General features: G+C 39.1%; 6 protein-coding genes and 1 pseudogene. 3 read left to right on the forward strand and 4 right to left on the reverse strand.

Annotated elements, in window-relative coordinates:
• The first annotated feature begins 76 nt into the window (after nt 1-76).
• Nucleotides 77-2,332, forward strand: coding sequence for an acyl-CoA dehydrogenase (locus P20480_RS14200; protein ID WP_008127499.1), 2,256 nt, complete (start codon nt 77-79; stop codon nt 2,330-2,332).
• Nucleotides 2,333-2,523: 191 nt separating this feature from the next.
• Here the strand turns inward: P20480_RS14200 and P20480_RS19760 are convergent, their stop codons facing one another.
• Nucleotides 2,524-2,634: a hypothetical protein gene (locus tag P20480_RS19760; RefSeq protein ID WP_235591591.1), complete on the reverse strand. Its 111-nt coding sequence runs from the start codon at nt 2,632-2,634 to the stop codon at nt 2,524-2,526.
• Nucleotides 2,635-3,036: 402 nt separating this feature from the next.
• Here P20480_RS19760 and P20480_RS14195 point away from each other — a divergent pair, with 402 nt between their 5' ends.
• On the forward strand, nt 3,037-5,268 hold the full coding sequence (locus P20480_RS14195; RefSeq protein ID WP_008127502.1) for a hypothetical protein: 2,232 nt from the start codon (nt 3,037-3,039) through the stop codon (nt 5,266-5,268).
• Between the two features lie 51 nt (nt 5,269-5,319).
• Nucleotides 5,320-5,778 carry a hypothetical protein gene (locus P20480_RS14190; RefSeq protein WP_008127504.1) on the forward strand — a complete coding sequence of 153 codons (459 nt, stop codon included), beginning with the start codon at nt 5,320-5,322 and terminating at the stop codon, nt 5,776-5,778.
• 130 nt (nt 5,779-5,908) lie between these two features.
• Here the strand turns inward: P20480_RS14190 and P20480_RS14185 are convergent, their stop codons facing one another.
• The 3 genes and pseudogenes from P20480_RS14185 to P20480_RS14175 form a co-directional block, all read right to left on the reverse strand.
• A complete protein-coding gene (locus P20480_RS14185) occupies nt 5,909-6,607 on the reverse strand; it encodes a hypothetical protein (protein WP_008127506.1) in 699 nt (232 codons plus the stop codon).
• A complete protein-coding gene (locus tag P20480_RS14180; protein WP_050547928.1) occupies nt 6,608-7,921 on the reverse strand; it encodes an AAA family ATPase in 1,314 nt (437 codons plus the stop codon).
• 407 nt (nt 7,922-8,328) lie between these two features.
• Nucleotides 8,329-9,482, reverse strand: a pseudogene (locus tag P20480_RS14175) (IS110 family RNA-guided transposase).
• Nucleotides 9,483-9,592 lie beyond the last annotated feature (110 nt).

Below are 9,592 nucleotides of genomic sequence, written 5' to 3' on the forward strand. Positions count from 1 at the left end.
TGAATAGAGTAATTGATCTAAAGCGATTTTTATGACGTAATGTAGGTATTATTTATCTGGTCGGATGAGTTCAATCATGAGTTTACGTACAAAGTTAAAAAAAGTTTTACCAAGTATTTCTATCACTGAGCAAGAAGCGCTAGACGCGGGTGATGTTTGGCTTGAAGGTTCTATCTATCAAGGTAAGCCTGATTTCAGTGCATTACGCGATGTACCAGCAGCTACACTAACAGCTGACGAACAAGCATTCCTTGACGGCCCTGTACAAGAGCTACTAGGCATGATTGACGATTCAGTAATTCAAAATGGCATTCACTTACCGAATGACATTTTAGAGTTTTTGAAAAAAGAACGTTTCTTCTCGCTTATCATTCCTAAGTCATTTGGTGGTTTAGAGTTTAGCCCTTACGCAAACTCAACAATTGTTGGCACAATTGCGACAAAAAGTTCTGCAGTAGCAGTAACAGTAATGGTACCTAACTCATTAGGTCCGGGTGAGCTACTTCTTCACTTCGGTACGCAAGAGCAACAAGCGCATTACTTACCACGCTTAGCAAACGGCACAGACATCCCATGTTTTGCCCTAACAAGCCCTGAAGCGGGTTCTGATGCAGGCGGCATTCCAGACGTTGGTAAAGTAACCAAAGGCATGCACAACGGCGAAGAAGTTCTTGGCCTAGAAATTACATGGGACAAGCGTTATATCACACTTGCACCAATCGCAACTGTTCTTGGTTTAGCATTTAAAGTAGTTGACCCAGACGGTTTACTAGGTGGTAAAGAAAATCTAGGTATCACGTGTGCCTTAATTCCAAAAGAGCACCCAGGTGTAGAACTTGGTAATCGCCACGATCCAATGGGTATCCGTTTTTACAACGGTACTACACGTGGTAACAAAGTATTTGTACCAATGGATTTTGTTATTGGTGGTCAGAAAAACATCGGCCGTGGTTGGCAAATGCTGGTTAGCTGTTTAGGTGCTGGCCGTGGTATTTCACTACCCGCGCTAGGTGTAAGTACAGCGCAAGTTGCACTTAAATCTGCATCTGAATACGCAGCAGTACGAGAGCAGTTTGGTCTATCAATCGGTCAGTTTGAAGGTATTCAAGAAAAGCTTGCTGACATTGCGGGTAAAACATACCTTCAAGAAGCAATGCGTGTACTTACAACTGAAGGTTTAGGCATGGGCTTAAAACCGTCGGTAGTAACGGCAATTGCTAAATACCACATGACTGAGCTTGGTCGCGACGTATTAGACTCGGCGATGGATATTCAAGCCGGTAAAGCGATTCAAAACGGTCCACAAAATACACTAGCAAGTGGCTACGTTGCGCAACCTATTGCAATTACTGTAGAAGGTGCAAACATCCTTACTCGTAACCTGATGATATTTGGTCAAGGTGTTATGCGTTGTCACCCATACTTACAATCTATGGTTGAATCAATCCACAGCGACGACAAAGGCGCTGATGCAGAATTTAACGGTATTTTACGTAAAACAATTGGTTACAGTACAGCAAACAGCTTACGTGCATTCCGTTTAGGTGTATTACCATTTACAGCTGGCGCAAGCTCAGCATTACCAGAAGTACGTGACTACGAAAAAGCAGTACACAAACTATCTGCAAAACTTGCAGTATACGCTGACTTCTCGTTGTTAGTACTTGGCGGTAAATTAAAGCAAGCAGAAATGCTATCAGCACGTTTAGGTGATGTAATGAGCTTCTTGTACGCAGCTATGGCATCAATTAAATACTACGAGCAAAAAGTGGCGAGCAGCGAGCGCGAGCAAGCAGCACCTTACTTCCATTATGCAACTCGTTTTGCACTACAAAGCGCAGAAGAAGCATTGCACAAGTTCTTAGATAACTTCCCTGCAAGTGGTACTCGTAAGTTTATTCGTTTCGTTACAATGAACTACTCAACTAAAATGCCAAAAATCAGCGATGATTTAATCCGCGAATTAGCTGAACAAGCACAGCTTGACACAGCTTTTAAAGCGCAAATAACGCATTTAGTTAAGCCTATTGAAGGCGACGGTCATCATATTAACGAGCAAGCTTATAAAGCTAAAATTGCATCACTAGCTGAACTTGCAAAAGTTAAAAAAGCATTACGTGCAAAAACCATCAAGCCAGGTGCTCGTTTTAGCATTACGCTTGAAAACGCACTTGCTGCAAACGTAATCACAGATGCTGAGTTTGCTCAGTTAATTGATTACAACAAGAAACGTGAAAAAGCGATTCGTGTTGATGAGTTCGATTTTGATATGAACATATTAGATGACAACGCACAACCAGTTAACCCACTTAAAAGTGTGGTTAACCAGTAAGCTACAAAGCTAATTCAATGATGCAAAGCGCCAGCAAAATCGGCGCTTTTATTCTTGAGTCAATAATTAGTGTGGAGCCCCGTTTGATTAAAACCAAACGGGGCTTTTTTATGTGTTTTTTAAAGTAGCAATAGATAGCGATATTGGTCTTAAAGCGAATATGTAACGCTAGAGGATTAAAAAAAAGACGCTCATAATTTTGAAAAAGGGCTAACAACTCCATTAGCAGCTTGTGTTTTAGCTGACATGTTACGTTTTAATAGAATATGGTCTAAAAACGCTTCGACTTCTGAATTTCCCATTGAGCTTGGGTGGCGTTTGTTGTGAAAGTGAATAAAGTTTGGACCCGACTCAAATAAGTATTAATAGTTCTTAATGAATACTGTCGAGTGAGCATATAGTCGGCAATGTAATTTAAATACGCAGAGCGAGTTTTCATTTTCAATTCGTCAAATTAGCGCTGTATATATGCACAGCTATGGCTTCGTCGCTCGCATAGTCAAGAAAACGACCCTGTCGCTCGTTTTATACTAAGAAGAAAACGCGCGCGGGTGAATTTTAATAACACTGGCAATTAGTTGGCAAGTTTGTTAATAATAAACCAATAAGAAAACGAGCTACGCTGTGGTAGAAATACGCGCGATTAGCTCGCTATAAACATGTTCAGCGTCATGTCAGACTAGAGTCATAAATTAGGGAATAGCATGAATAGAAAATTATTTGAGTTGGCTTTAGACAAAACAAGGCCATCAGATTGGGAGTACTTCGAAGAGCTTAGTTCTGGCTTTCTTGCATCTGAGCTTCCATCTCTTAGGACAATGGCATCTCCAAGTGGTGATGGGGGACGAGACTCGGAGTTATTTTCATCAGATGGATCGACATATGTAGCGGTTCAATATTCAGTTTCTAAAGACTTTGACCCTAAAGTTATGAGGACGATAAAGCGCCTTGAAGAAAATTTCGATCAAATAAGAGTTCTAATTTATTGTACCAATCAGCAAATTGGTGCCAAAGGCGATGCATTAAAGCAAAAATGCCTAGGTAAAGGCATTTCATTAGATATTCGTGATAAAAGTTGGTTTTTGGAAAGATACGAGCTAGATGATAATAAATATAGCTGTGCCTCTCAGCTGGTTGATGTTATTGCAAGACCACTTTTGGAATCTGAGGCAATAATTGAGAAATCTAGGCCGGCATTAACTTCAATAGAGTCAAAAGCAGCTCTAACGTATTTAGGCATGCAGTGGGAAGATGAGAATACTGACAAAGGCTTGACAAAAATTGCGTTTGAATCGCTAGTTAGGGCCGCATTAAGAAATACCAGTTCAGAAAATAGAATGGCGCGTAAAAACGTACATGAAAAAGTTATTACGTTTATACCATCAAGTGATCCAGTTGAAATCGAGAAGAATGTTGACTCTGCCCTCAATAAACTAAATAAAAAAGTAATTCGTCATTGGACTAAAGAAGATGAATTTTGCCTCACTCATGATGAGGTAAATCGTATACAAGAGCGGGTCGCTGAGACCGAATGCGAAGAAGTAGAATTTTCCAGTGAAGTTGGAAGGCTAGTTGAAAATGAGAGGGAGGATAGCGATCACATAAACGATGAAAATATTGAAGAAATATCAAATAGAATATTGAGGGTTATTGATAATTATCTGATCAAGTCTGGTGAATCATTTGCTTCTTCTGTAGTGAACGGTGATATTTGTTTAAATGACCATAATACGCTTAAAAACTGCATATTCTCAGACATAAGTGACTTCCCGTCAGATGAGGACTATCTAGTCCATTTTCCTGATATTGCTTTAAACGTAATAGCAAGGTTGCTAAGTTCTGATTTAACCGCGGTAAAGACGCACCTAAAGAAGATATCTGACACCTATACGCTTTATTCATTTCTTCGAGAAACACCTGATGTCCAGAAAGTGACAAAGAAAATATTCAGTCACGGGAAAATTTGGCTGGACACTACAATTGTATTACCTTTACTCGTTGAAACATTCTATAGGGAAGAACAGAGCAAAAAGTATACGAATATTGCTTCTTCTTTAATAGAAAGCGGCGTTGAGTTATGCGTTACAGATGGAGTAATTAGGGAGGTATTACAACACATTAATATCTCGATTACGTGTTCAAGAAGAAATATAAATCAGTGGAACGGACGAATTCCTTTCTTGTACTACCATTATGTTGAGCAGGGGTATGAACCCGGAAAATTTGCATCCTCAGTCGAAGTTTTTCATGGGCAATATCGGCCTGAGGATGATATTGAAGAGTACCTCAAACATAATTTTAATATTTTGGTTGAGCCCTTAGTTGATGCCCTTGAATTAGTGGATGAGGATACAAGGTTTCGTATAGAAGCATTATGGTCTGAGGCTCATAGGGGAAGACGAGGAGAAAATGGAAATGGAAATGGAAATGGAAATGGAAATGGAAACGGAAACGGCAATTTTGATGAGGCCATAACTGAGGCGTTAATAAAGCATGATGTTGAGAGTTATGTAGGCGTCATCGGAATGCGAAAAAAAGAACAAGTATCAGAGCTAGGTTATAAACATTGGTGGCTTACAATTGACAGTTTAGCTTGGAAGATTAGAAATAAACTTAAAGAAGAGTTTGAGCGCCCACCGTCATCCCCATTAATGTCATTGGACTTTTTAGCTAATACGTTGTCTTTTGGTCCTTCTAGATCGAACTTTAGTAGAGATCAAGAGCAATTGCTTCCTCTGTTTTTTGAAGCTGATGCATCAGAATATATGCCAAGAGAATTAATCGAGATAGCAAATAGAGTTCGAGAAAGAAATGAAGGCCAGCCTGAGCACGTTATTCGAAGAAAAGTCAGGGATACATGTGATCGCATGAAAAGGCGATATGGAAAAGTAACGCAAAGTGCAGTAGACGCTGAACAAGGCGCTGCACACGGATAAATTACTCGCTGCGCTCATAATTTACCGGTGAGCGCGGCGTTAGGTAGCAAGATGGAATTTGAAACTTGGGAATCTCCTTTTGAAGAAGGCACTGCTTGGATCATTGATGTATCGTGGAGTATCGATAAATGGTCACTGACAAAATCTTCTGGCGCAAAAGTTGAAATTCTCGGCAATCCCAAACATAAGGACATCGATTTGATCGCTCGTGTTTTCCATGAAGAAACCGAAGCGCTTTACGAGTTAGCCTTTGAAACGGTTAATGCATATCGTTTATTAGATGAGCATGGTCTTCTCTATCTGTGGTCATCTGAACGCCCCAAAAAGAATACTTTTAAGCTAAAAGGTCACCCATGGCATGAAGAGAGTCCGCTTTCATTCGCTATAGGAAATAATCAGGAGTGGTCACATATGCTGGTAACAAACGATGAATGCTTGGAAGTCATTTGTAGTGAAAGCCCTAAAATTACGAAGGTTGAAAATGTTCGTTTTTCCGGTAATGCTACCTAACAAAAAAATTAAGCCACTCACTGCGTTCGCTGGGACGCATACACGTGGGCTGCTTCGCATTATAGCCCACGCGTCTGCGCCCCTTATTTAAAAGTTATAACGCAGCCAAGTCTGATGGCTGCGTGACTTGTTAAGGTATTAATTGTTCTTTAAATATTTTGAAACTTTCATCACAAAGGTAAAGGTTATTAACTGCGTCATTTCGAGTTTTTTTATTATAAAAAGCACGAGTTAGTTGGTCATAGTTATCATAGTTTTTATCTATTTCTAGCTTTTTACCTTTCCCCTTTAATACATAGCTTTTAAATTCTTTGGTTTTTTGTAGTTCTAGCGCTAGTTTGTTCTCGCCACTATTAATTGTTTTTACATTAGTAGGCGCTTTACTATGATGCTTATAAAGCCAAATTTCGAGCGAATGTACCGTTATTGCAAAAATAATCCTTTCTTTATGATTGTCATAAAAATCTTTTTGACCAGACTCTATCTTCTCAATTAGCTTACCTTTTACTTTTTCCGCTATTGATATAGCACTTTTTAAAGTTGTGCCTTGCTCATCTCGAAGATCTACGTCAAAGCTCTTTAAATGTGCTACATCAGTATCTATTTGAATGACAACTTTCTTTACGGTACTAAACGACTGTCTAAACTTGTGATTACATAAGTATTCAAATACACGCTCCCATCCACCATATTGATTACTATCCGAAACGCCTCCAGGTTGAAGCTCAGTAATTAAATCAAATAATTCCTCATCTTCAAATATACCACATAGCATATTTTCAATAGCGGCTTGGTCTGTTTTTCCTTCGCAAATTAGTCCAAACTCCATTTAAAAACCTCTAGGGATTGCACCAATGAATCCCTTGATCATAGCTTCTGACAATAGGATAAGTTCATCGTTATCAGTTTTTGGCATTTGTTCTGAAGTAAATCGCCTTGCCGTAGTTTCGCCTGTTCTTTTTCTGGATACAATAAACAGCCTTTGTTCTTCGTCAAACAGATCTATTCCGTCTAATGTTGCTGGGTTTTGAGTTGTTAAGAATAATTGTTTATTGTACTTCTTAGCGAGCTCTACTAAATAACTAGTGATCTTGGCACATAATTTAGGATTAAGAGCGGAGTCGATGTTATCTATTGCAAAAATTTTTGGAGTATTTTTTGAAACAATTAAAGCCATGTAAAAAAGAACATAAAGAAAGCCCTCATTAGCACTTCTTTGTGTTAATTGAACAGGCAGATATTTATCTTGTAGGAATAACTCATCTTCAACTAACTCTGGTTCATTTTCTAAATCCATAGATTTATACCAACCTATTAGTTTTAGACCATTTTCAATATCTTGCAGAGCTTCTGGTTGTTTAGTGTAAATCTCCCTTAATAGCTTAAATAGACCTTCTCCATGTATTCCTACTGGGCGAATAGCTCCTTCTTCTTTAAGGTTTCTTAGTTGTTTATTTTGTGGAGAATAAATAACAAAATTTTTCAAAGAGAATAAAAATTCATTTACAGCACTTTCAGCATCAGAAACAGTATCAGACATTTTGCTGAACACTGACGCAAAATCTTCGCTTTTAAACTCTTCAAGCGTTTTTTCAAATTCATCATCATCATCATTCATCTTTTCTTTAATCTTTTCGAAAGAAGGAGTTGAGATTAATTTCATCATTTCTTGATATTGCGAGAATCTTAATTTGAATTCTTTTGAACTCAATGTTATTTCATCCGAAGTAATCGATGTATCTACTTTTAGTTTCCATTCCGAGTATGTTTCGTTTTCGTTATTAATGATATAGGTTCTTCCACTACCTTCTTCGTCAATAAATACCTTGATCTTGATAGGGTCATCTAGGTGTTCTGTGGAAAAGTTAGAACGCATAAGTTTTGGAGCGGTAACACGGATTCCTCTATGCTCTAAAAACTCCGCATCAAGCTTGTCAGCTTCAGAAGCTGCGGCGAAAGTAAGTGCTTCAAGAATATTACTTTTTCCTGAACCATTCTCTCCAATGAACAAGTTAACTCGTCCAAAATCTACACGTAAATGTTCAATAGATTTAAAGTTTTCAATTTCAATAGCTTGCAACATATAGCTATTATTCTCCAGAACGATTACAGTAAAAAAGATGATATCATGTATTTGGTTCATGCGTTATAACAAGTCGTTTAAAAGGACAAAAAACAGTTGGCTTTTGCTTCTTCGTCGCTTATTTTAGCCAACAATTTTTTGCCTCTTAACGAGGCGTTGGTATGACTCCCATTGTCAAGTTAAACGCACTGATCCTTGCCTAACTTTTTAAGCCATAATTATTTTAGCTCGAATTAGAGCGAGTTAATACATAGGATGAAGCAAGTAATGTCGTCGGTTATCTTGCTGATATTCGTTGGTTATTACTATTTCTAGTAACAGAGCAGACCTTACTTATTTCGTCGTGGCACCTGTCTTCAGTCTATGTTCGTGGTTCAATGCAGCGTTAGCTGCATTGCCATCCTAACGCCGTCGGTGGTTGTGCCACACCCGATGCTTGATCCCATGCATTAACTCTAATTCTTTTATCATGCGGGTACTCTTGCCAATCTAAGTTTTTTATTCACTGGCGTAAGCACCACTTCTCTTGCAATAGCCCATATGTACGCAATCATTTCTCGGGCAATGGCGGTAACAACCAGATTGTAGTGTTTCCCTTTGGCTATCATTTTTTTATAGCGTTTGCAGAGCCTAATCTGTGCTTTCCACGCAATATCAATAATGTCCTTTGGTAAACCTTCTTGTCGTTTTTGCATATCTGTGGATATATTTGCTGCATAGCGATAAGTATGTGCACCTTCCACAAGAAGGGCCTTGCTCGGCCGTTCCCGCATTTTGTGATGGCGCCAATATGGCGTTTGCCACCACTCGAGTGTTCACTGGGTACAAGACCGAGATAACTCATTAATTTGCGGGGATGGTCGAAACGCGATAAATCGCCAAGCTCAGCAACAACGCCAGTGGCGACCAACAAACGGACACCACGCATAGCTTGTATTGCTTTTACTACAGGATAATAACGCCACTGGTGAACGTGGTGTGTTAGTTCATTATCTAGCCGCTCAAGTCGGCTTATTCGTTCGGTAATTGTGTGTAAAAATTCTTGTAAGACGATGTGCTGAGCGGGGTGTGGCAACACAAGCTCAGTGAGCCAACGTAAATGTTTTTGTGACCAATTCGCAGTGCCTTTGTAATTAATATTATTGCGAAGCAGCAGCGCCTTTAATTGATATTTGGCATCTTTTAAATCCTTCATGGCTACTTCGCGTGCACGAGATAAATCACGTACAGCTTCATCTTCAGGCTCAGGAACATAGATAGGTGTTAAATCTTCAGACTTAAGTAATTTAGCAAGCTTAAGGGCATCACGTTTATCGGTTTTAATTTTCTCACCAGGTTTTTTAGGAATAAGAGAAGGTGCAACCACATAACAGCAATGGCCAAGGCTGGTAATTAATCGGTAAATCCAATAACCACATGGGCCAGCTTCATAAACAAAATGAAGTGTTGCGCCAGGGTATTTCGATTCGAACTGGCGAACAAGCTTTTGAACGGCCATTTTGGAAGACGAAACTCGGCCAAGATGAACAGGTTGCGCACCTCTATGTTCTTCAATATAGGCAACTTCATTGAATTCTTTATGTGTATCAAGACCGATAAAAAGTATGCTATGTTTATTCATGTTAGCCTCTGCTGTTTAGTTAATTGACAAACTAATTATGGCTCTGGCTTTGAATTAAGCTAACCCACGAAAAGCGGAGGCTAACACCGTGTGGGAGTCATTATGTCTAT

This window comes from Pseudoalteromonas sp. BSi20480 (assembly GCF_000241365.1).
In the GTDB taxonomy this organism is placed as follows: Bacteria; Pseudomonadota; Gammaproteobacteria; order Enterobacterales; family Alteromonadaceae; genus Pseudoalteromonas; species Pseudoalteromonas marina.

Coding starts and splice junctions, on each gene's coding strand:
- P20480_RS14200 (WP_008127499.1), top strand. CDS start 77: ATGAGTTTACGTACAAAGTTAAAAAAAGTTTTACCAAGTATTTCTATC.
- P20480_RS19760 (WP_235591591.1), bottom strand. CDS start 2,634: ATGGGAAATTCAGAAGTCGAAGCGTTTTTAGACCATATTCTATTAAAA.
- P20480_RS14195 (WP_008127502.1), top strand. CDS start 3,037: ATGAATAGAAAATTATTTGAGTTGGCTTTAGACAAAACAAGGCCATCA.
- P20480_RS14190 (WP_008127504.1), top strand. CDS start 5,320: ATGGAATTTGAAACTTGGGAATCTCCTTTTGAAGAAGGCACTGCTTGG.
- P20480_RS14185 (WP_008127506.1), bottom strand. CDS start 6,607: ATGGAGTTTGGACTAATTTGCGAAGGAAAAACAGACCAAGCCGCTATT.
- P20480_RS14180 (WP_050547928.1), bottom strand. CDS start 7,921: ATGAACCAAATACATGATATCATCTTTTTTACTGTAATCGTTCTGGAG.